At 64.2% G+C, this 20,309-nt stretch carries 21 protein-coding genes; 2 read left to right on the top strand and 19 right to left on the bottom strand.

Features of this window, described 5'->3' with window-relative positions:
* Window positions 1–2: 2 nt before the first annotated feature.
* From tmk to ACNSTU_RS02490, 11 genes are all read right to left on the bottom strand, one after another.
* Window positions 3–641 (bottom strand): dTMP kinase, encoded by a 639-nt coding sequence (tmk, locus tag ACNSTU_RS02540; RefSeq protein ID WP_290635952.1) that lies wholly within the window; start codon window positions 639–641, stop codon window positions 3–5.
* Complete coding sequence (gene mltG / locus ACNSTU_RS02535) at window positions 641–1,663, bottom strand: endolytic transglycosylase MltG (RefSeq protein ID WP_290635954.1); 1,023 nt, start codon at window positions 1,661–1,663, stop codon at window positions 641–643. Before mltG ends, tmk begins: the two co-directional genes overlap by 1 nt.
* A gap of 5 nt (window positions 1,664–1,668) precedes the next feature.
* Complete coding sequence (gene pabC / locus ACNSTU_RS02530; RefSeq protein WP_290635956.1) at window positions 1,669–2,523, bottom strand: aminodeoxychorismate lyase; 855 nt, start codon at window positions 2,521–2,523, stop codon at window positions 1,669–1,671.
* A gap of 9 nt (window positions 2,524–2,532) precedes the next feature.
* Window positions 2,533–3,774, bottom strand: coding sequence for a beta-ketoacyl-ACP synthase II (gene fabF / locus ACNSTU_RS02525; protein WP_290635964.1), 1,242 nt, complete (start codon window positions 3,772–3,774; stop codon window positions 2,533–2,535).
* Between the two features lie 93 nt (window positions 3,775–3,867).
* On the bottom strand, window positions 3,868–4,107 hold the full coding sequence (acpP, locus tag ACNSTU_RS02520; protein ID WP_091639675.1) for an acyl carrier protein: 240 nt from the start codon (window positions 4,105–4,107) through the stop codon (window positions 3,868–3,870).
* Window positions 4,108–4,240: 133 nt separating this feature from the next.
* Complete coding sequence (gene fabG, locus ACNSTU_RS02515; protein ID WP_290635960.1) at window positions 4,241–4,984, bottom strand: 3-oxoacyl-ACP reductase FabG; 744 nt, start codon at window positions 4,982–4,984, stop codon at window positions 4,241–4,243.
* A 5-nt stretch (window positions 4,985–4,989) separates the two neighbouring features.
* Window positions 4,990–5,925 carry an ACP S-malonyltransferase gene (fabD, locus tag ACNSTU_RS02510; RefSeq protein ID WP_418212050.1) on the bottom strand — a complete coding sequence of 312 codons (936 nt, stop codon included), beginning with the start codon at window positions 5,923–5,925 and terminating at the stop codon, window positions 4,990–4,992.
* A gap of 49 nt (window positions 5,926–5,974) precedes the next feature.
* Entirely contained in the window at window positions 5,975–6,946 is a 972-nt protein-coding gene (locus tag ACNSTU_RS02505; RefSeq protein WP_290632592.1) for a beta-ketoacyl-ACP synthase III, read from the bottom strand.
* On the bottom strand, window positions 6,943–7,971 hold the full coding sequence (gene plsX, locus ACNSTU_RS02500; protein WP_290632590.1) for a phosphate acyltransferase PlsX: 1,029 nt from the start codon (window positions 7,969–7,971) through the stop codon (window positions 6,943–6,945). The genes ACNSTU_RS02505 and plsX overlap by 4 nt, the downstream gene beginning before the upstream one ends.
* Before the next feature lie 96 nt (window positions 7,972–8,067).
* Window positions 8,068–8,247: a 50S ribosomal protein L32 gene (rpmF, locus tag ACNSTU_RS02495; protein WP_290632588.1), complete on the bottom strand. Its 180-nt coding sequence runs from the start codon at window positions 8,245–8,247 to the stop codon at window positions 8,068–8,070.
* Window positions 8,248–8,249: 2 nt separating this feature from the next.
* Window positions 8,250–8,804 carry a YceD family protein gene (locus ACNSTU_RS02490; RefSeq protein ID WP_290632586.1) on the bottom strand — a complete coding sequence of 185 codons (555 nt, stop codon included), beginning with the start codon at window positions 8,802–8,804 and terminating at the stop codon, window positions 8,250–8,252.
* A 174-nt stretch (window positions 8,805–8,978) separates the two neighbouring features.
* On the opposite strand from ACNSTU_RS02490, the gene ACNSTU_RS02485 reads away from it, so the two are divergent.
* Window positions 8,979–9,563 (top strand): Maf family protein, encoded by a 585-nt coding sequence (locus ACNSTU_RS02485; protein ID WP_418212049.1) that lies wholly within the window; start codon window positions 8,979–8,981, stop codon window positions 9,561–9,563.
* 19 nt (window positions 9,564–9,582) lie between these two features.
* On the opposite strand, the gene ACNSTU_RS02480 is transcribed toward ACNSTU_RS02485, so the two are convergent.
* A complete protein-coding gene (locus ACNSTU_RS02480) occupies window positions 9,583–10,521 on the bottom strand; it encodes a S49 family peptidase (RefSeq protein WP_290636827.1) in 939 nt (312 codons plus the stop codon).
* Window positions 10,522–10,579: 58 nt separating this feature from the next.
* The gene (locus ACNSTU_RS02475; RefSeq protein ID WP_418212048.1) at window positions 10,580–11,554 is read right to left on the bottom strand and encodes an RluA family pseudouridine synthase; all 975 of its coding nucleotides are present in this window, start codon (window positions 11,552–11,554) and stop codon (window positions 10,580–10,582) included.
* A 380-nt stretch (window positions 11,555–11,934) separates the two neighbouring features.
* Between ACNSTU_RS02475 and rne the strand changes: the two genes are divergently transcribed.
* On the top strand, window positions 11,935–15,078 hold the full coding sequence (rne, locus tag ACNSTU_RS02470) for a ribonuclease E (RefSeq protein WP_290632578.1): 3,144 nt from the start codon (window positions 11,935–11,937) through the stop codon (window positions 15,076–15,078).
* Window positions 15,079–15,119: 41 nt separating this feature from the next.
* Here rne and ACNSTU_RS02465 read toward each other — a convergent pair whose 3' ends face one another.
* From ACNSTU_RS02465 to ACNSTU_RS02440, 6 genes are read right to left on the bottom strand one after another with little or no spacing between them, the layout of a single operon-like run.
* The gene (locus ACNSTU_RS02465) at window positions 15,120–15,611 is read right to left on the bottom strand and encodes a low molecular weight protein-tyrosine-phosphatase (RefSeq protein ID WP_290632576.1); all 492 of its coding nucleotides are present in this window, start codon (window positions 15,609–15,611) and stop codon (window positions 15,120–15,122) included.
* Between the two features lie 4 nt (window positions 15,612–15,615).
* On the bottom strand, window positions 15,616–16,389 hold the full coding sequence (kdsB, locus tag ACNSTU_RS02460) for a 3-deoxy-manno-octulosonate cytidylyltransferase (protein ID WP_290632574.1): 774 nt from the start codon (window positions 16,387–16,389) through the stop codon (window positions 15,616–15,618).
* Entirely contained in the window at window positions 16,386–17,405 is a 1,020-nt protein-coding gene (lpxK, locus tag ACNSTU_RS02455) for a tetraacyldisaccharide 4'-kinase (protein WP_290632572.1), read from the bottom strand. The genes kdsB and lpxK overlap by 4 nt, the downstream gene beginning before the upstream one ends.
* A gap of 59 nt (window positions 17,406–17,464) precedes the next feature.
* Window positions 17,465–19,225: a lipid A export permease/ATP-binding protein MsbA gene (msbA, locus tag ACNSTU_RS02450; protein ID WP_290632570.1), complete on the bottom strand. Its 1,761-nt coding sequence runs from the start codon at window positions 19,223–19,225 to the stop codon at window positions 17,465–17,467.
* 5 nt (window positions 19,226–19,230) lie between these two features.
* Complete coding sequence (locus ACNSTU_RS02445) at window positions 19,231–19,647, bottom strand: ExbD/TolR family protein (RefSeq protein ID WP_290632568.1); 417 nt, start codon at window positions 19,645–19,647, stop codon at window positions 19,231–19,233.
* A complete protein-coding gene (locus ACNSTU_RS02440) occupies window positions 19,644–20,279 on the bottom strand; it encodes a MotA/TolQ/ExbB proton channel family protein (RefSeq protein WP_290632566.1) in 636 nt (211 codons plus the stop codon). Before ACNSTU_RS02440 ends, ACNSTU_RS02445 begins: the two co-directional genes overlap by 4 nt.
* Window positions 20,280–20,309: the final 30 nt, after the last annotated feature.

Below are 20,309 nucleotides of genomic sequence, written 5' to 3'. Positions count from 1 at the left end.
GATCAGTTGCCTGCCACAAGCCAGTGATCAAGAATGCTGCTCAACTCGCGGGCGACCGTGTCGGGATCTGCCGACGCATCCACGATCTTCATCCGCTCCGGATCCACTGCGGCGCGTTCCAGGTAGCTCTGACGGACCCGCTCGAAGAACGTGTCCTGCTCCTGCTCGAATCGATCCGGGTCACCGCGCTCGCCTGCCCGCCAGCGACCGACGCTGACAGGCAGATCGAGTACCAGCGTCAGGTCCGGGCGCAGATCGCCCTGAACCCACTGCTCCAGTGCGGCAATGCGGTCGTATCCAAGTCCTCGCGCCGCTCCCTGGTACGCATAGGTGGCATCGGTAAAGCGGTCGCAAAGCACGCATTCGCCACGTGCGAGCGCCGGGCGAATCACCTTGTGAACGTGTTCGGCCCGGGCGGCGAACATCAACAGCGCCTCGGCATCCGCGCACATGGAATCATCGGCATGTTCCAGAAGCATGCCACGGATCGATTCGCCGATGCCGGTTCCACCGGGCTCACGCGTCACTAAAGGTGTCATCCCCAGATTGCTGATATGACGTGAAATCGCCTCCAGCGCCGTGGTTTTGCCTGCACCCTCGACACCTTCCAGGGTAATGAAAAGCCCTCCGGCTGAGCCCATCAGTCATCACCCCCCTGACCGAGAATGTAACGCCGCACGGCGCTATTGTGTTCCTCCAGCGTTTCGGAGAATACGTGTGTCCCATCGCCGCGAGACACAAAGTACATGGATGTTCCCGGCTCCGGATTCACCGATGCCTGCAGTGAGGCGCGGCCGGGCATTGCGATGGGCGTAGGCGGCAGCCCATGGCGCGTGTAGGTGTTGTACGGGGTGTCAGTGCGCAGATCACGGGTGCGAATCCGCCCATCGTAGGCATCCCCCATGCCGTAGATCACGGTCGGGTCGGTCTGCAGACGCATACCGTCCTCCAGGCGGCGTACGAACACGCCAGCGATTTCTCCCCGCTCTTCCGGTGCACCGGTTTCCCGCTCGATGATCGACGCGAGAATCAGCGCCTCGTAAGCGGAGTCGAGTGGCAGCCCGTCGACGCGGTTATCCCACACCGATGAAAGCTCCCGCTGCATGGCGCGGTGGGCACGGCGAAGCAGATCCAGGTCCGTTGTGCCACGGGTGTAGTTGTAGGTCTCCGGTAGAAACCACCCTTCCGGATGCTCCTTGTCGGGGCTGCCGACAGCCGCCATGACTTCAGTGTCGTCCGGGGCATCCAAGGTGTCGAGAATTCGCGGGTCAGCCTGCATGGCCGCCAGAAGCTGCCGGAACGTCCAGCCTTCGACGACGGTGAAGCGATACTGAATGACGTCACCGCTGGCAATCCGGTGCAATAGCTGTGGGGCCGTCATGCCGGCGGGTAAGCCGTACTCTCCGCTCTGCAGCCGTTGGGCCTTGCCCGACAGCCGGGAGTAAAGGCGGAAATAGAGCGGGCGCTCCATGCCAACGTCGTTCTCCAGCTGCCGCTGCAGACTGCGCACACTGCTCCCTGAGTCGATTTCCACCGTTTTCGGTGACTCGTCCTGATGAAGCTGAGTCTGGTGCCAGTTGCGGTAATCGATGGCAATCCCCGCCACGACCACCGCAACGCATACCAGGGCCACGCCAGCGATTCTGGCAATCCGTCGAATCATGCTCTTCACGTCCTCTGCTCATGCCGGCTGGCAGGTGTGCAAGCCAGCTTTTCCCTGTCCAGCCACTCCTGCAGCCGGTGCGATATAGGCCCCGCCTGCCAGTGACCGATCCCGTCGATCGCCTGCACGGGCCAGACGCCGTTGACGCTGTTGCACACAAAAACTTCCGACGCCGCCAGCAGGGACGTCGGCCACACTTCACGCTCGGCGACCGGCATGCCGTCGGCCGCAAGCCTGGCCATGATCGCCTCGCGCATGACGCCCGCTATCCCGTTTCTGTCGAGCCGGGGTGTCACGACGTGCTCACCGACGACCAGGAACAGATTGCTCATCGTGCCTTCGATGAATCTACCGTCCCGGTCACACATCAGGCCTTCGGCCACGCCGGTCCCGTGCCACTCCATGCGTGCCAGTGTCTGCTCCAGACGGTTCAGGTGCTTGATACCGGCCAGGCGCGGCTGATCGCCGAGCGCCATGGTCACCACACATGCGCTGATCCCATCGGACCAGTGAGACGCGGGGTGCTGCGGAGCAGGATGGCGGCTGATGATACGGCGCGGCAGCACCGAATCCGGGCGCGCATAGCCGCGACCACCCGAACCCGCGGTCCAGACCACTTTCACCACGCCGCATCCCGGCTCGGCTGCGGACAGGCGGGTGACCTCGGCACGGATACGTTCATGGTCAGGAGTCGGGAGGGAAAGTGCGGATGCTCCGCGGGCGAGGCGGCTCAGGTGTTGATCCAGCAGGCGGGGCTCGCCGGCCACGATGGCGATGGTCTCAAAGAGACCATCGCCAAACTGAAGCCCACGATCATCGACCGGCAGATGCTCACAGGGCGCGCCATCCACCAGGTACATGGCTCTCGCTCACTCAGGTTTGCGGAACAGCACCGTGCCGTTCGTGCCGCCGAAACCGAACGAATTGGAGATGGCCACATCGATGGCCTGCTCCCGTGCCGAATGCGGCACGTAATCCAGATCGCACCCTTCTGCCGGGTTATCCAGATTGATGGTCGGAGGCAGAATCCCGTCGCGCATGGCCAACAGGGTAAACACGGCCTCGACCCCACCCGCGGCACCGAGCAGATGGCCTGTCATCGACTTGGTGGAGCTCACCGCCAGTTTGTAGGCGTGATCACCGAACGTACGCTTGATCGCCTTGGTCTCGGCGACGTCACCCACCATGGTGGAGGTTCCGTGGGCGTTGACGTAACCCACCTCGTCGGCGTTGACACCCGCATCGCGGAGCGCCGCATTCATGCAACGGGCGGCTCCTTCGCCACCTTCGGAAGGCTGCGTCATGTGGTAGGCGTCGCCACTCATGCCGTAACCCGCGAGCTCCGCGTAGATAGGGGCGCCACGCTTGCGCGCGTGCTCATACTCTTCCAGTACCACCACGCCGGCTCCGTCACTGAGGACGAAGCCGTCACGGTCGGTATCCCAGGGACGGCTGGCCCCTTCCGGGTCGTCGTTGCGACTGGAGAGCGCTTTGGCGGCCGAGAAACCACCGAGGCCGGTGGGGGTCGTCGAGAACTCGGCACCACCCGCTACCATGACGTCCGCGTCACCGTAGGCGATCATCCGGCCCGCTTCGCCGATGTTGTGTGTCCCCGTGGTGCACGCGGTGACGATGGAAATGTTCGGGCCCTTCATGCCGTGGATGATCGACAGGTGTCCGGCGATCATGTTGATGATGGCGCCCGGGATGAAGAACGGAGACAGCTTTCTGGGACCGCCATCGAGATAGGCTTTGTGGCCGTTCTCGATCCAGTTGATCCCGCCGATACCCGAGCCGATGGCCACCCCGATCCGTTCCGCATTGCTCTCGGTGACATCCAGCTCGGCATCACTGAGCGCCTGGTTCGCGGCCGCAATACCGTAATGGATGAATGGATCCATCTTGCGGGCATCTTTCGGGTTGATGTGTTCCTTGGCATCAAACCCCTGAATGGTGCCCCCGAACCGGGTCGCGAAGTGTTCGGTGTCGAACCGGTCAATGGGGCGAATCCCGCTGCGACCGGCGCAGATGTTACCCCAGGCTTCACTGATGTTGTTCCCGACCGGAGAGACGATGCCGAGGCCGGTCACAACCACCCGCCGTTTATTCAAGGCCATATCCTCGCTTCCTTTAGAAACGCGTGAAGGGTGACGGTTACCCGACACCCTTCACGAGCCTGCCGACATGCATGTTGCCGGAGAGCGTTAGCTACCCAGATGGTTCTGGACGTAGTCGATCGCCTGCTGGACGGTCGTGATCTTCTCGGCCTCTTCATCGGGAATCTCGCATTCGAATTCCTCTTCCAGGGCCATCACGAGCTCGACGGTGTCGAGGGAATCGGCACCAAGATCGTCAACGAAAGACGCTTCCGAGGTGACTTCCTCTTCTTTTACCCCGAGCTGCTCGACAACGATCTTCTTGACGCGCTCTTCGATACTGCTCATAAACCCTTACTCCCGATTATGGCCGGTCCAGTTATATCTGCCGGCGTATTCTATGCAATGCGGCCTATTGTTACCACAGCGTATGGCCTTTCGTCAGACCATTGGGCCCGCCGAAAAGACCAGCCTTTGCCTATCAGCCCATGTACATGCCGCCGTTCACGTGCAGCGTCTGCCCGGTGATGTACTCGGCGGCATCCGAGGCCAGAAAAGCAACACTTGAGGCGATATGATCCGGGCGGCCTAATGTGCCCAACGGGATTTGCTTCGTCAAATCCTCCCGCTGCTCGTCACCCAGTGCCCGGGTCATATCCGTGTCGATGAAACCCGGAGCCACGGCATTCACCGTGATTCCGCGCGCACCGACTTCACGCGCCAGCGAGCGCGTGAACCCTTGAATCCCCGCCTTGGCCGCGGCGTAGTTCGCCTGGCCGGCGTTGCCCATGGATCCAACCACGGACGAAACATTGATGATGCGCCCCCAGCGCGCCTTCATCATGCCACGCAGACACGCCTTGGACACGCGGTAGACGGACGTCAGGTTCGTGTCGATGATGTCATCCCATTCGTCATCCTTCATCCGCATCATCAGGTTATCCCGGGTGATGCCGGCATTGTTGACGACGATGGTGGGGGTGCCGTGTTCTTTCGTGATCGCGGCGAGCACGTCATTGACGCTGTCGGGGCTGGTGACGTTGAGCACCATGCCCCGGCCATTGGCGCCCACCTCCTTGAGGTAGGCGCTGATTGCGTCCGCACCCTTGTCGGAGGTCGCGGTACCAATCACGGTGTGCCCCGCCTCGGCGAGGCTCTCGGCAATGGCCCGGCCAATGCCGCGGCTTGCGCCCGTCACGAGAGCGGTACGTGCTTCATTGGTCATGATTGTTATCCCTGATCGAGTGCTTTGTTCAGGCTGTCCGGATCGAATACTGCAACCGCGTCCAGCGACTTGTCGATGCGCCGGGTCAGGCCAGCGAGCACCTTTCCGGGTCCGCACTCCACGAGCGTGCCCACACCGTGCCCGGCGAGAAACTCCACCGTCTCCACCCACCGTACCGGCCGGTGGAGCTGCCGCACCAGACGGTCACGGATGCCGTCCGGATCGTCGCAGGGCGCGACGTCGACGTTGTGCACCACCGGGATAGTCGGCGCCTGCACTGCAACATCCCGCAGGCGCTGTGCGAGCTTCTCCGCTGCGGGCTCCATCAAGGCGCAGTGCGACGGCACGCTCACGGGCAACGGCATTGCGCGCTTCGCGCCGGCCGCCTTGGCGGCGGTGACGGCACGCTCAACCGCGCTGGCGCCACCGGCGATCACCACCTGGCCGGGCGCATTGAAGTTCACGGCTTCCACCACGTCGCCCTGGGCGGCATCGGCACAGACCTGGCGAACCTGCTCGTCATCCAGCCCCAGAATCGCCGCCATAGCGCCCTGCCCCTGCGGTACGGCCTCCTGCATCAGGCGCCCGCGCTCGGCCACCAGGGCCACCGCTTCCGGGAACGCCAGTGCGCCGCCGCAGACCAGTGCGCTGTACTCACCGAGACTGTGGCCGGCCAGATAGGCGGGCGCGGGCGCCCCCTTTTCCTGCAGGGCGCGCCAGACTGCTACGCCTGCGGCAAGCATGGCGGGCTGCGTAATGTCGGTACTGTTGAGTTGATCTTCAGGGCCGTTGCGTACGAGATCCCACAAGTCGCGGCCCAGGGCGTCGGATGCTTCAGCAAAGGTGTCGGCGACAACGCTGGTATGCTCGGCCAGCTCGCCGAGCATGCCGACGGATTGCGACCCCTGGCCGGGAAAGACAAAAGCGGTTGTGCTGGTCATGCCGGTTCTTGTCCTTTATCGGGCTATGGTGTGCCGGGAGGCCACGGGCTCAGTACCGGATCAGTGCCGAGCCCCAGGTGAAACCGCCCCCAAACGCTTCGAGTAGTAATAGCTCACCACGCTGGATCCGCCCATCGCGCACGGCTGTATCCAGCGCCAGCGGGATCGATGCCGCGGAGGTATTCCCGTGTTCACCGACGGTCTGCACCACCTGGTCCATGGGCAGTCCGAGCTTCTTGGCGGTGGCCTGGATGATGCGAATATTCGCCTGGTGCGGGATGAGCCAGTCCACGTCCTGCTTCTGAAGGCCGTTGGCCTCCAGCGTCTCGTCGACGATCCGGCCCAGGGTTCGCACTGCAACCTTGAAGACTTCGTTGCCGCGCATGTGGAGCTTGCCGGCACTGCCCTCGAGCTCGTCATACCCCTGCGAGACGCCCCAGGGCACGTTGAGCAGGTCTTCGAAACCGCCGTCGGCGTGCAGGTGGGTGGACAGGATACCCGGGGTTTCATCCGCCTCCAGCACCACCGCGCCGGCACCGTCGCCAAAGAGTACGCACGTGCCTCGATCCGTCCAGTCGATGATGCGGCTCATGGTCTCCGAGCCAATCACCAGTGCCCGTTTGGCGCCCCCCGTCGCGATGAATCGATTCGCCACGTCAAGCGCGTACACGAACCCGGAACAGGCGGCAGACACGTCGAATGCCACAGCCCCCGGACGGATGCCCATCTCGGTCTGGATCAGGCAGGCGGTGCTCGGGAAGATGCGGTCCGGCGTGCAGGTGCCCAGCACCACCAGGTCGATATCGGAAGCCTGCAGGCCTGCCGCATCCAGGGCGCGGCTCGCCGCGATCACTGCAAGATCGCGACAGGTCTGGTCGTCACCGACGATGCGACGTTCGCGTATACCGGTGCGTTCGCGAATCCAGGAATCGCTGGTGTCCACCAGCTTCTCCAGCTCCGCATTCGTCAGGATCTTCTCCGGGAGATAACTCCCCGTCCCCTTTATCCTCGCGTACGTCACGATTCCTGCCTTTCTGAAAGCAGCTGGTCCAGGCGCTCGTCGATCAACGTAGGCACTGCCGCGTCGACTTCAAGCATCGCAGTCTCCACTGCGTGAGCAAACGCCGTCGTGTCTGCGCCACCGTGGCTTTTCAGCACGATACCACGCAGACCCAGCAAGCTTGCACCATTGAACTGGCGTGGGTCGATACGCTGACGGAAACGCCGCAGCACTGGCAGCGCCACGAGCCCGGCCAGCTTGGTGAGAGGGTTCCTGCGGAATTCCTCGCTCATGTAGTGCGCAATGATATGCGCCACGCCCTCGCTGGTCTTGAGGGCGACATTGCCGACAAACCCGTCGCAGACAATGATGTCCGCCGTCCCCTTGAATATGTCGTCGCCCTCGACGTAACCGATGTAGTTGAGCCCGCTCTCGTTGAGGATCTGCGCCGCCTGCTTGACCTGATCGTTACCCTTGATCTCTTCCTCGCCGATATTCAGGAGACCGACGCGCGGCCGCTCCACACCATCCAGAGCTTCCGCGAGAACGGCTCCCATGACCCCGAACTGAAACAGGTGCTCGGCACTGGAGTCGACATTGGCGCCCAGGTCGAGCATGCGGGAGAAACCGCCAATGCTCGGCATGGTTGTGCAGATTGCGGGGCGATCAATTCCGGGGAGGGTCTTGAGGACGTAGCGCGCGGTGGCCATGAGGGCGCCGGTATTGCCGGCCGATACGGCAGCATCGGCATCGCCGTCCTTCACCATGTTCACGGCGACCCGCATGGATGAGTCCTTCTTCAGACGCAGCGCCTGAGACGGTGATTCATCCATGCCGACGGTCTGGCTCGCGGGCACAACGAACACCCGGGGATGCTCGGCATGCCCCGCACGGCTCATTTCGCCGCGCAGGGTGTCGGCATCACCTACCAGGGCAACGCGCAACCGGTCGTGGCGTTCGAGCGCCTGCAGAGCGGCCGGCACCACGACTCCGGGTCCGTGGTCGCCGCCCATGGCATCCAGTGCGATCGTTACGGCTTTGGCCATCGACTCGAAAGATCCTGTTGCCGTGAGTCAACCACCAGCCGGCCACTGGCGCGAGCCAAAAGCGTGACGGACGACGTCGGCGGTGGGCTCGTCAACCTAGTCGTTATCGGTATCCAGCACCTTACGACCGCGATAATAACCTTCGGGGCTGATGTGATGCCGGCGATGGGTCTCGCCCGTGGTCGGCTCCACCGACAGCGTCGGCTCGCTCAGCGCGTCGTGGGAGCGACGCATGCCCCGCTTCGAACGGGACTTACGATTCTGTTGCACTGCCATCTCTATGACTCCTGATTTGAACCTTGATCACCGCCACGTTCCCTGAGCGTACTCAGCACAGCGAACGGATTGTCTTTCACTTCTTCCGGCGCGACACCGTCGCCGCCAGGCGAATCTCCCGTCAACGGCACACAGGAGACGTCGTTCTCGTGACGCGGTATAACGGGGAGCGCGAGGATCAGCTCATCCTGCACGAACTCACCCACCACCACCTCGCCACTCGGGCACAGCAGCGGATCCAGCTCCTCCGGGAGCGAATCCGCTTCATCTTCACGCCCAACCATCGCCACGTTGATCTGTGGCTCAAGCGCCAGAGCCATTGGCTCCAGGCAACGCTGGCACGTGACCATCACCGTCGCTCTGATGCTCCCGTGGACGACGGCGCGCCGACCACTGTCCAGCCCGAATTGCAGATCGAGTTCCGCAGTCCCGGACGCGTCTGCCAGCAACCCGGTCAACCTCGGCATGTCCGCCACCGGCATGGACGCACGGATCTGTCTGCCCTGTTTCGAGAACAGGACCAGATCCACCTTGGAGGGCACCGAATTGCCGGTCATAAGGCGCGCATGGTATCCCCGAGCCCGGGGCCTGTCAAAGCAGCCGACACGGTATGCCACGACTTGACGCCGTTCGCCACCGACGGTCCAATTCGTACACGGTCAGTCCGGTCGTTCGTCGCCGCGGAGCGCCCGTGATAGCGGTCCGTCCCTCGATTCTGTTCTGGAGATGTCATGGTGCACTCACGGGTTGTTCTCGCCTCGGGCTCCCGCCATCGCGTGGATCTGTTGAAGCGGCTGCTGCCCGAATTCACCACCGACACACCGGATATTGATGAGCGCGTGGGCGAGAATGAGACGGCGGACCGTTACGTCACCCGTCTCGCCGAGGAGAAGGCCCTTGCGGTGGCTGAACGCCACCCTGACAGCCTCATCATCGGCTCCGACCAGGCCTGTGTTCTGCGTGATCGGATCCTCGGAAAACCGGCCGATCACGAAGCGGCAGTTCAGCAGTTGCTGGATTCCTCGGGGCGCATCGTCACGTTCCTGACCGGTGTTTGCGTACTGAATACGGCGACCGGCTCCAGCCAGGTCGATGTCGTGCCGTTCCGGGTTCGTTTCCGGCGTCTTACACGCGACTCCGTGGAACGCTACCTGGCGCGCGAACCGGCGTACGATGCCGCCGGCAGCTTCCATTCCGAGGGGCTGGGCATTGCGCTGTTCGAGCGCCTGGAAGGGGCAGACCCGACCGCGCTGGTCGGGTTGCCCCTGATCCGGCTTGTAACCATGCTGCACGAGGAGGGGGTTGCTCTCCCCTGAGCAGCATCGATCATGCCTTTCACTCGAAGGGTGCAGGCCCGATCAGCTTCTCCGCGACCGTGTCGCCGATTGCCACACCCACACCCCGGCCGAACCGCTCCAGGATGTTGGGACGGATCGTATAGTCCCGGGTACGCTCGACACCGATGACGTCACGGACTACGTACTGAACGCTGCCGATCTCGTCTGCCAGTCCCAGCTCGATACTCTCCGTACCGGTCCACACATCACCGGAGAAAATCCGGTCATCGTCGGCCAGCCGGTCGCCTCTCCCTTCCTGCACGGCAGCAATGAACTGACCGTGAATGTCATCCAGCAGGCGCTGGAGGCGTTCCACATCGTCCGGATCCTCCTCGGAGAACGGATCCATGAAGGCCTTGTTGTCGCCCGCCGTGTGCAGTCGCCGTTCGATCCCCAGGCGCTCCATGGCCTCGTGGAAACCAAAGCCGTTCATCAGCACGCCGATGGAGCCAACCAGGGAAGCCTGGTCCACGTAGATTTCGTCCGCAGACACGGCAAGGTAGTACGCACCGGAGGTGAACATGTCGCCGGCCACCACGTAAAAGGGCGTCTCGGGGTGTTCCTCCTTGAGCCGACGAATCTCCTGGTTGATCCGGTTGGCCTGCACCGGACTGCCGCCCGGGCTGTTGACCTTGAGGATCACGCCTCTCGAGTCCTCGTCCGAGAACGCACGCCGCAGCGCAGCGCCGATGGTCTCCGCATCGTTCTCCCCTCCGGGCATGATCGCTCCGTCCACCTCCACCAGTGCCGCATGCGGCCCGGGCGGCGCATCGGACGTACCGGGGAACCACCCCATCACAAGCGCGAGAACCACGAACAGGTAGCCCAGAAACAAGGCCTTGAAAAGGATGCCCCAGCGCCGGGATCGGCGCCGCTCGCGGATTCCCTCCAGGGCGACCTCTCGCAATGCCTCCCGCTCCCAACGATCATCCTGCATCAGTGCCTACTCCCGTCAGTTGTTTACCGTATGTCCCGTGGACGCCCGAGCGGCGCCATCATGGCCGCGACTCCTCCAGCCGCACCAGAATCCCGCGCAGCTCGTCGGGTAGCTCGGCATGATAAACGTGCTCGGCGCCGCTGTCGGGGTCTTTCCACCGAAGGCCGCTGGCGTGCAGGAAAAGCCGCTTCAACCCGTACTTGCGCAGGGTCTTGTTCCACTCCTGATCGCCGTAGCGCCCGTCACCTGCCACCGGATGCCCGGCGTATGTGCCGTGGACGCGGATCTGGTGCGTCCGGCCGGTAGCGATGGACACCTCGGCCAACGTCGCCTCGTGAAAGACTTCCGAGCGCCGAAAGACGCTACGGGCAGCCTGCCCCGCCGAACTGACCTGCACGGTGCGCTCACCATCGCGCCTGGCGTTGCGATCCAGACGCGCCTCGACCGGCAGCGGGTGCTTGGGCAGACGTCCTTTGACCAGCGCAAGATAGCGCTTCTCCAGTGCGCCATCCCGGATCACCTCATGGAGCGTGCGCAGGGTGCTGCGTCGTTTCGCCACCAGCAGGCATCCGCTGGTCTCGCGATCGAGCCGATGCACCAGCTCCAGGAAGGCCGTGCCGGGTCGCATCGCCCGCAGGGTCTCGATGACGCCCCACGGCACTCCACTGCCGCCGTGGACGGCGATGCCCGAGGGCTTGTTCAGCACCAGCAGGCGATCGTCCTCATGCAGCACTGCCGCGCCGATGCGCTCCTGCATGCCTTTCGGCGGCTGGTCGCCTTCGGCGCGTCTGCCTGCATCCACCGATACCGGCGGGATGCGTACCCGGTCTCCGGCCTCCAGGCGGGCACCGGAACGCACACGCCCCCCGTTTACACGCACCTCGCCCTTGCGCAGCAGGCGGTGCACCCGCGAACGGGGAACACCTTTCAGCTCACGCGCGAGGAAGTTATCGATCCGCTGCCCGGCGGACCCGCTGTCGACGTCGACGTGGCGGACGCCGTTACGCCCTTGTGCACTGGATGAGGAAGTCATGGTGTGCGGTAGTTTACCAGCTCAACCCCCCGTTTGATGCAGCTGGTTGACACTGCTATATTTGCGACTCCTTGCGGGAGAAGAATCATCGGCCCTGCAAGGTGGAAGTAACTGGAAACAACGCATCATCCGCATGTCGGATGTATTTTATCGCTGGTTTCATGGTGGTCCCGCTGGTCGGGGCGACCCACAGAGAACCGCTCCCATGGCTTCGCTCCGACTGTTGACGCAGAACCTGGTCGTCTTGCGCCTTGCCGCGCTGCTCTTTTCCGAGCCGACTCGTTCGTGCGCGCACCCTCGTGGTGCGCCGCACCGTCGCATCGTGACCGGACGCGTGCACCAGGCGGAAGTCATGGTTGAGCGCCGGAGATTCGCAACGTATGAAAAGAATGCTCATCAATGCCACCCAGCCCGAAGAGTTGCGGGTGGCAATGGTCGATGGACAGAAGCTCTACGATCTGGATATTGAGACCCCGGCAAGGGAGCAGAAGAAGTCCAATATCTACAAGGGTAAAATCACTCGGGTTGAACCCAGTCTTGAGGCAGCTTTTGTCCAGTACGGGTCGGAGCGGCACGGGTTTCTCCCCTTCAAGGAGATCGCGCGCAGCTACTACCAGGGAGACGGTGGCAACGGTAATGGCCGCACCAGCATCAAGGATGTCATCAAGGAAGGCCAGGAAGTCGTTGTCCAGGTAGATAAAGAAGAGCGTGGCACCAAGGGGGCCGCGCTGACGACCTATGTCAGCCTCGCCGGACGTTATCTCGTCCTCATGCCCAACAACCCGCGGGCCGGCGGCGTCTCCCGCCGCATCGAGGGTGATGACCGCGACGAGATCCGGGACGCTCTGCGGCAGCTTGAAACTCCCGAAGGCATGGGTCTCATCGTGCGCACGGCCGGCGTTGGCCGGAACATCGAGGAACTGCAGTGGGACCTCAACTACCTGCTGCAGCTCTGGGAGATGATCAAGGGGGCCGCCGACGAGCGCCCTTCCCCGTTCCTGATCTATCAGGAAAGTAACGTCATCATCCGGGCGCTGCGGGATTACCTGCGCGCGGACACCGGCGAAATTCTCATTGATGACGCCGACGTGTATGCCACGGCGCAGGATTTCGTGAAGCAGGTGATGCCACAGTTCAGCTCCCGGCTGAAGCATTACGACGACAGCGTTCCGCTGTTTACGCGCTATCAGATCGAGAGCCAGATCGAGTCGGCGTTCGACCGCCAGGTCCAGTTGCCGTCCGGCGGGGCCATCGTCATCGACCACACCGAAGCGCTCATCTCCATCGACATCAACTCGGCGCGCGCTACCAAGGGCAGCGACATCGAGGAAACGGCGCTGAACACCAATCTGGAAGCGGCGGACGAAATCGCCCGGCAGTTGCGTATCCGCGACCTGGGCGGCCTGATCGTCATCGACTTCATCGACATGGGCCCCAACCGCAACCAGCGCGACGTAGAGCAGCGGCTTCGCGAGGCCGTGAAGATGGACCGTGCGCGGGTGCAGGTGGGGCGGATCTCCCGCTTCGGCCTGCTGGAGATGTCGCGTCAGCGGTTGCGCACCTCCCTGGGCGAGACCAGTCAGGAAGTCTGCCAGCGCTGCAACGGCCAGGGCACGGTCCGCGGCGTCGAGTCGCTGTCCCTGTCGGTGCTGCGGTTGGTGGAAGAAGAGGCGATGAAGGAGAAGACCGCAAAGGTTCTGGCGCAGTTGCCGGTGGACGTGGCCACCTACCTGCTCAACGAGAAGCGGGACACGCTTGGCATGATCGAGTCGCGCCACGGCGTGCAGGTCATCCTGGTTCCCAACCGCAGCCTGGAAACCCCGCACTACTCCGTTGAGCGCATCCGTGGCGATGATCGGTCCGCCGATGACATCAGCTACCGCCTCGCCTCCGAGACCAAAGACACCGGGTATCAGGTCTCCACTGCCGAGAAGCGCCGCGCCGAAGAACCGGCGGTTCGGGCCATCGCGCCCGCGGCGCCGCCCGCCCCGGTCGCCCCGGAACCGGAGTCTACGCCCACGGCCCCGAAGACACCGACGGCACCTTCCCAGCCCACCGGCCCGGCGAGCGGCTCCGGCCTGTCCGGCTTCTTCCGCTGGCTTGGCTCCGTCTTTGGCGGCGAACCGCAGCCGTCGTCCACCGATGGGCAGCAGGCGCAACAGGCCGATGAAGCTGAGAGCACACGGGGCAAAGCGGCCAAGACCGGTGGCGGCGGACAACAGCGCAAGTCGGGCGAACAGAAGAGTCAGGCCGGTGGGGGCCGTGGCGGGAATCGCAACCGCCGTGGTCGTTCGTCCCAGCAGCAGTCCGGTGACGGCGAGCGGGGCACGACGAAGCCCTCCGCCGGTAAGGGCAGTACCGCCAAGACCGAAAGCGCCGCCAAACCGGGCGATGCGGGCACGGCCAAGGACGCTGCCGCCACTACCGATCAGGAACAGAAGAAGGACCAGCAGCCGGCCCCGCAAACCGAGCAGAGCGGTGACGAGCAGCAGCGCTCTGGGCGCAGCCGTCGTGGTCGCCGCGGTGGCCGGCGCCGGCGTCGCGGCGGAGGTACGCCGCAGGACGGCGAAGGCAACGTGCAGCAGTCCGATGACACCGAAGTCGGGAACGCCTCTGGCGATGCCCCGAAGACCGAAGCGGAGTCCAGCGGCAAGGCGATCAGTGCCTCGGCCGAGCATGACAAGCCGAGTGTCGCCACTGCAGCCGACGACGATGAAGCCCGGACCACCGCTGCTGCCGCCGATGACAACGCACAGGCCACGCCGGACGAGGGCGACGGGGACAAACCCCGTGGCAATCGTCGTCGCGGCGGACGCGGTCGGCGCCGCGGCCGCACTGGCGAGAACCAGACCGATGATGCGTCCGGCACCACGCCTGAAGACAGCGGCACGGCTGATACGACGCCTGAGACCGGCTCAGACGAACCGAAGGCGGAAGCTGAGTCGAAACCGCAGCAACGGCGTGAGAAACAGACCAAGCGTGATCCGCGCCAACGGGACGGACGACCGCGCATCCCGGCTGCGACACAGGCCGCTGAAGCCGCACCGGCAACGGCGGCCACGGTTGAGGCGCCCGCCCCTGATACCGACAACGCGGGTTCCAGCGAGGCCGTTGAAGCGCCTGAGTCCGAGAACAAAGCCCCTGTAGCCGAGCAGCCCGATACGGCGGCGGCCTCCGACGGGGCCGCGGAGACGGTAGGCGATGGCGCGACTGCAGACACCGACACGACGTTGGAGCCGACATCGGTACCCGCCCCGATTGACGACGGCGACCAGGACGAGGCCGTCGTGACGGAGCCTGCCGCCGCGGACGACACCGTTCAGGACGTAACCGCGGCATCTCGGGACGATGTGGCGGACGATGACGCCGCTGAGGCGCCCAAGGTCGAAGAGAAGAAGCAGGAACGGGAGACGTCGGCTGCCAAGGCGAAGGAAGAAGCGCCGGCCACGGTCGAGGAAGATGCGTCGCAGGACACGCAGGCGCCCCGGCCCGAAGACTCCGACACCACCCGTCGAAGCGATTAGTCCGAGACCCACGGGCCACGGCCACCGAGGGTGGCCGTGGCCTACAGCTGGTGGGCCCGCCTGATCTCAGTCAGCAGACCTGAGGACGCCTCGTCGATCAGATCCAGGACGTGCTCGAACCCGCGGTCCCCGCCGTAGTAAGGATCCGGGACTTCATCCTCGTCGGCGCTGTTGGCGTACTCCAGAAACAGTTGCACCTTTCCACGGTAGCGGTCAGGGGCCTCCGCGAGCAGAATCTCCAGATTGCTCCGGTCCATGGCGAGTACATAGTCGAAGTACTCGAAGTCACTGCGGTTCACCTGCCGGCCCCGCAGATCGCCAATATCAACGCCGCGTTTTCTGGCCGCAATCTGCGAGCGCTGATCCGGAGGGTTACCCACGTGGTAGGCGTGCGTTCCCGCCGAATCCGTCTCGACCACGTGATCGAGCCCCTGGTCCGCCAGCATACGCCGGAAGACACCCTCGGCCGAGGGCGAACGGCAGATGTTTCCGAGACAGACGAACAGGACCTTCAGATGCCTGGCTTCACTCATTGCCTCAACCTTCGTTGCTGCGCTTTGCGGTGCCATCAAGCAGGTGCTGCCTGACGCGCTCGAGATCCTCCGGGCGATCAACACCCGGCCCGGCGTCTCCACTGACCGCTCCGGCGTGGATCCGCAGACCGTGCCAGAGGACCCTGAGCTGTTCCAAGGACTCGGTCGCTTCAATGGGAGCGGGTTCCAGCGCCGGGTAACGGCGCAGGAATGCCGCGCGGTACGCGTAGATGCCGAGGTGGCGCCACCAGCCGGCAAGGTCAGCCGGCGTGCCGCCGTGATCGCGGTCCCACGGGATCGGCGCGCGACTGAAGTAGAGTGCGTGTCCACTGCGATCACGCACCGCCTTGACCACGTTCGGGTTGCGCAACTCATCGAGGGACTGCAAGGGCGTCACCAGCGTCGCCACCGGTGTCTCGGGGTTCTGCGTCAGAGCCTCGGCAACCTGCCGGATGAATGCTGGCGGCATCAGGGGCTCATCGCCCTGCACGTTCACGACCACATCCTGGTCATCGAGCCCAAGCTGCTCGGCCACCTCGGCAAGCCGGTCGGTGCCGGACGGATGATCCGCACGCGTGCGCACGACCTCCACGCCGAGGTCGCGACAGGTCGATTCGATCCGCGCATCGTCCGTGGCGACAATGACCCGCTCTGCCCCGCTCTCCCTGCCACGCTCCACCACGTGCCTGACCATCGGCCAACCGGCGAGATCCGCCAGCGGCTTGCCCGGGAACCGGGTGGACGCGTAACGCGCCGGGATGACCACGACGAAACTCATGCCCCGAACCGCCTCTTCCTGCCCGACTGAAACCGCTCCAGCGCAGCACGCACGCGCGCCTTCATGGCACGCTCGGTCTCCGCCGTGAGAACCGTCTCCGCCGGCACGGCCCAATGCCGCTCACCCGCATGGGGACGACACTTCACCGCATCCTTCTCGGTCATGAGAACCGGCAGGTCGTCATCGAAGGTAATGTCCTTCTCCGCAAACGGGTAGTGATCGGCGAACGGATGCTGGATCACCTCGATGCCGTAACGGCCAAGCGCCGCAAAGAAGCGATCGGGGTTGCCGATACCCGCAATGGCGTGCGCCTGCTCGCCTGCAAACTCCGTCAGGCTGCGGGAACGCTCGCCATCGGTGACCCCGACCGCCTGGTTCAGGCGCAGGGTGAAGTAATAAGGGGTCAGCCACGACGGGCCGCCGTTGGCCACCAGCAAGTCTACGGTCCGCAGCCGGCTGCGTGGCTCCCGCAGGGGGCCCGCCGGCAGACAGTGGCCGTTGCCCAGCCCACGGGCCGCGTCGATGACGACCACCTCCATATCCCGCATGAGGCGGTAGTGCTGAAGCCCGTCGTCCGACACCACCACGTCACAGCCGAACTCTTCCACCAGGGTCCGGGCCGCATCCACGCGGTCGGGGCTTGCCACCACCGGACAGCTACCACGCTGGGCAAGCAGCACCGGTTCATCGCCCACGTCCAGAGGGTCGCTGTCTTCGTGGACGACCTGCGGCCACTCTTTCGCTTGCCCGCCGTAACCGCGGGTGATGATGCCGGGGCGCTTCCCCATGGACCGCAGATAGCGGACCATCCACAACACCAGTGGCGTCTTGCCGGTGCCACCGACGAAGATGTTGCCGATGACCAGTACCGGTACACCCACACGCTCCCGGCCAAGAACCCCCCAGCGATAAGCGCTGCGTCGAGCGAACGCCACGATCCGGTAAAGCCAGGATGCGGGCAGCAGTACCAGCGACTTGGGCGTATTGCGGAGCCAGAACTGCGGAAACCCCGTCATGCGTTCCCCCGTTGGTAGCAATGACGGACACGCCCGGTGTGGCGAATCGGCATCACACGTTACTCCTCACTGAACTGGATCCGGTGCAGGGCGGCGTAGTGGCCTTCATGCTGGATCAGCTCCCGGTGCGTGCCGGACTCGACGATTCGCCCCTGATCCAGCACCACGATGCGGTCAGCATCCTCGATGGTCGAGAGCCTGTGTGCGATGACCAGGGTCGTGCGGCCGGTCATCAGTTCATCCAAGGCGGACTGAATCTGCTGCTCCGACTCGGAGTCGAGAGCCGATGTGGCCTCGTCCAGTATCAGGATCGGCGCATTCTTCAGAAGCGCCCTGGCAATCGCCACACGCTGCCGCTGCCCGCCGGAGAGCAGCACGCCGTTCTCTCCGACCAGTGTCTCGAAGCCATTCGGAAGCTTGTCGATGAACTCCTCCGCGTTGGCCGCGCGGGCAGCGGCGCGGATCTCCTCGTCGCCTGGAGGCGTCGGCATGCCGTAGCTGATGTTGTTGGCAAGCGTGTCGTTGAACAGCACCACCTGCTGCCCCACCAGCGCCATCTGCTGACGGAGGTCGCGCAGCGGATAATCCCTGATCGGCCGGCCATCCAGAAGAATCCGGCCCGCCGTCGGCTCATAGAAGCGCGGCAGAAGGCTCGCCAGTGTGGTCTTCCCACTGCCCGAGCGCCCCACCAGGGCGACCGTCTGACCGGGTTCGATGTCGAGCGTGACGTCACTGAGGACGTCACCGTCTTCCGGATTGTAGGCAAACGACACGTGGTCGTACCGGATCCGCCCTTCGGCGCGCTCCAGGGGCACAGTGCCGTGATCGTCCTCGGGCGGTTCATCGAGGATTCCGAATACGCTCTCGCCTGCCGCGATGCCGCGCTGGATCTCGGCGTTGACGCCCACGATCCGCTTGACCGGTGGCATCAGCAGCATCATGGCGGCGACGAAGGAGATCAGCGCCCCCGGCGTGATCTCCTCCATGACCACGTCCATGGTGGCCAGGTAGAGGATGATCGACAGCGCCACCACCGCCACAAACTGGACCAGCGGCTGGCTGACCGCCTTCACGGCGATGTAGCGCATCTGCTGACTGCGGTTGCGCTCGTTGATCTTCTCGAAGCGCTCGGACTCGTAGCCGTGGCCCCCGAAGACCTTCACTTCCGTCTGCCCACGAATGCCGTCCTCGGCGATCTGGGCCACGTTGCCGATGGAGCCCTGGATACGGCGGCTGGTCTTGCGGAAGCGCTTGTTGGCGTAGTTGATGATGCCGTAGAGCACCGGCCCCAGGCCGAAGAAGATCAGAGCCAGCCAGCCGCTGATGTAGACCATGTAGCCGACCAGGAAGATGACGGTGAAGAAGTCCCGGATGAAGACAACCACGGCGTGGGACGCCGCCCGCGCCACCTGCTCGATGTCGTAGGTCAGCTTGGCCAGAAGCATGCCGGGCGAGCTGTGATCGAAGAAGCGCGCCGGCAGGCAGAGGTAGTGGTCGAACACATTCTGGCGCATGTCCTTGACCACATAGCGGCCGACCCACGCGATACCGTAGTCGGACACGAAATGGGCGGTACCGTGGATCAGAAACAGCACGATCAACGCCAGCGGCACAAGCTGCCGGGCCAGATCATCCTGCTCGATGAAGCTCTCGTCGACCATGTACTGGATGATCCCGGCGAACGCCGCCTGGGAGGCTGCCCCGATCACCATGGCGACCACGGCCAGCGAGCCGAGCTTCCAGTACGGTCCCACGTAACCGAGCAGTCGTCCGTAGATGCCCCAGGCCTGCGTCGTGAACGGGTTGGTCATCGACAGCATGGTAATCAGTCGTCCTCGGGCACGGTGGCAATGGAAATGTTCTCGATACTGGCACGCCCGGCAGCGTCCAGCGCGGTCACCAGGGACTGGTGCGGAGTCCGTCCGTCAGCACGGATAATGACGGGGGCGTCGGGCCGGCCGTCCAGGGCCTGTTCCAGCGCACGCTGTACCGTGTCGGTCTGCTGATTCACTAGCGCCTCGCCGTCGACGTAGTAATCGCCACTGGCGCTGATGGCCAGCTCGATGGGGGAATAGGCCCGCTCCCCGGGATCCAGCGACGCCTCGGGCAGGCTCAGTTCCATGTCGGCCTCATTGAGAAACGTGGCGCTGACCATGAAAAAGATCAGCATTAGAAACACCACGTCGATCAGCGGGGTCAGCGTGATCTCCGGCTCTTCGCGGCGTCGGGGGCGGAGATTCACCGCGTACCACCTTCAATACTGCTGCGGTCGCGCTGACCCTGGATGACCTCGACCAGCTTCATGGCCTCCTGCTCCATCTCCACCATGTGCTCATCGACAAGACCGCGGAAATAGCGGTAGGCCATGAGTGACGGAATGGCCACGATCAAGCCGGCTGCGGTTGTCAGGAGCGCCTCGGAGATACCGCCCGCCAGGTTGGCGGCATCACCGACACCATGGGCGGTAATGGCACTGAAAACCCGGATCATGCCGATCACGGTTCCAAGCAGGCCCAGCAGCGGTGTAATCGAGGCGATGGTGCCGAGCGTGTTCAGAAAGCGCTCCATGCGATGGGCCTCGTGGCGGCCGGCATCCTCGATGGACTCCATCATCACTTCGCGGCTGCTGCGCATGTTGCTCAGCCCTGCCGCCAGCACCCGGCCCAGGGCGGATTGCTCACGCAACTGCCGCAGCTGCTGGCTGTCCAGCGTTCCGCTGCGCACCTGATTCCAGACGTGCGCCACAAGGTGCGGGGGCAGGACCCGCCGCTTCTGCAAGGCCCAGATTCGCTCGCCGATAATGGCCAACGCGAGAATAGAGCAGAGGATGATCGGCACCATCACCCATCCGCCAGCCGCAATCATTTCCAGCACGCCGAGTTGTTCTCCTTTTCCATGGGCCAG

It is taken from the genome of Aquisalimonas sp. APHAB1-3 (assembly GCF_048323695.1).
Lineage (GTDB): Bacteria > Pseudomonadota > Gammaproteobacteria > Nitrococcales > Aquisalimonadaceae > Aquisalimonas.
The sequence above is the reverse complement of the archived record's forward strand: the minus strand, read 5'-3'. Positions and strand labels throughout refer to the sequence as shown.

Coding starts and splice junctions, on each gene's coding strand:
- tmk (WP_290635952.1), bottom strand. CDS start 641: ATGGGCTCAGCCGGAGGGCTTTTCATTACCCTGGAAGGTGTCGAGGGT.
- mltG (WP_290635954.1), bottom strand. CDS start 1,663: ATGATTCGACGGATTGCCAGAATCGCTGGCGTGGCCCTGGTATGCGTT.
- pabC (WP_290635956.1), bottom strand. CDS start 2,523: ATGTACCTGGTGGATGGCGCGCCCTGTGAGCATCTGCCGGTCGATGAT.
- acpP (WP_091639675.1), bottom strand. CDS start 4,107: ATGAGCAGTATCGAAGAGCGCGTCAAGAAGATCGTTGTCGAGCAGCTC.
- fabG (WP_290635960.1), bottom strand. CDS start 4,984: ATGACCAATGAAGCACGTACCGCTCTCGTGACGGGCGCAAGCCGCGGC.
- fabD (WP_418212050.1), bottom strand. CDS start 5,925: ATGACCAGCACAACCGCTTTTGTCTTTCCCGGCCAGGGGTCGCAATCC.
- plsX (WP_290632590.1), bottom strand. CDS start 7,971: ATGGCCAAAGCCGTAACGATCGCACTGGATGCCATGGGCGGCGACCAC.
- rpmF (WP_290632588.1), bottom strand. CDS start 8,247: ATGGCAGTGCAACAGAATCGTAAGTCCCGTTCGAAGCGGGGCATGCGT.
- ACNSTU_RS02490 (WP_290632586.1), bottom strand. CDS start 8,804: ATGACCGGCAATTCGGTGCCCTCCAAGGTGGATCTGGTCCTGTTCTCG.
- ACNSTU_RS02485 (WP_418212049.1), top strand. CDS start 8,979: ATGGTGCACTCACGGGTTGTTCTCGCCTCGGGCTCCCGCCATCGCGTG.
- ACNSTU_RS02480 (WP_290636827.1), bottom strand. CDS start 10,521: ATGCAGGATGATCGTTGGGAGCGGGAGGCATTGCGAGAGGTCGCCCTG.
- ACNSTU_RS02475 (WP_418212048.1), bottom strand. CDS start 11,554: ATGACTTCCTCATCCAGTGCACAAGGGCGTAACGGCGTCCGCCACGTC.
- rne (WP_290632578.1), top strand. CDS start 11,935: ATGAAAAGAATGCTCATCAATGCCACCCAGCCCGAAGAGTTGCGGGTG.
- ACNSTU_RS02465 (WP_290632576.1), bottom strand. CDS start 15,611: ATGAGTGAAGCCAGGCATCTGAAGGTCCTGTTCGTCTGTCTCGGAAAC.
- kdsB (WP_290632574.1), bottom strand. CDS start 16,389: ATGAGTTTCGTCGTGGTCATCCCGGCGCGTTACGCGTCCACCCGGTTC.
- lpxK (WP_290632572.1), bottom strand. CDS start 17,405: ATGACGGGGTTTCCGCAGTTCTGGCTCCGCAATACGCCCAAGTCGCTG.
- msbA (WP_290632570.1), bottom strand. CDS start 19,225: ATGCTGTCGATGACCAACCCGTTCACGACGCAGGCCTGGGGCATCTAC.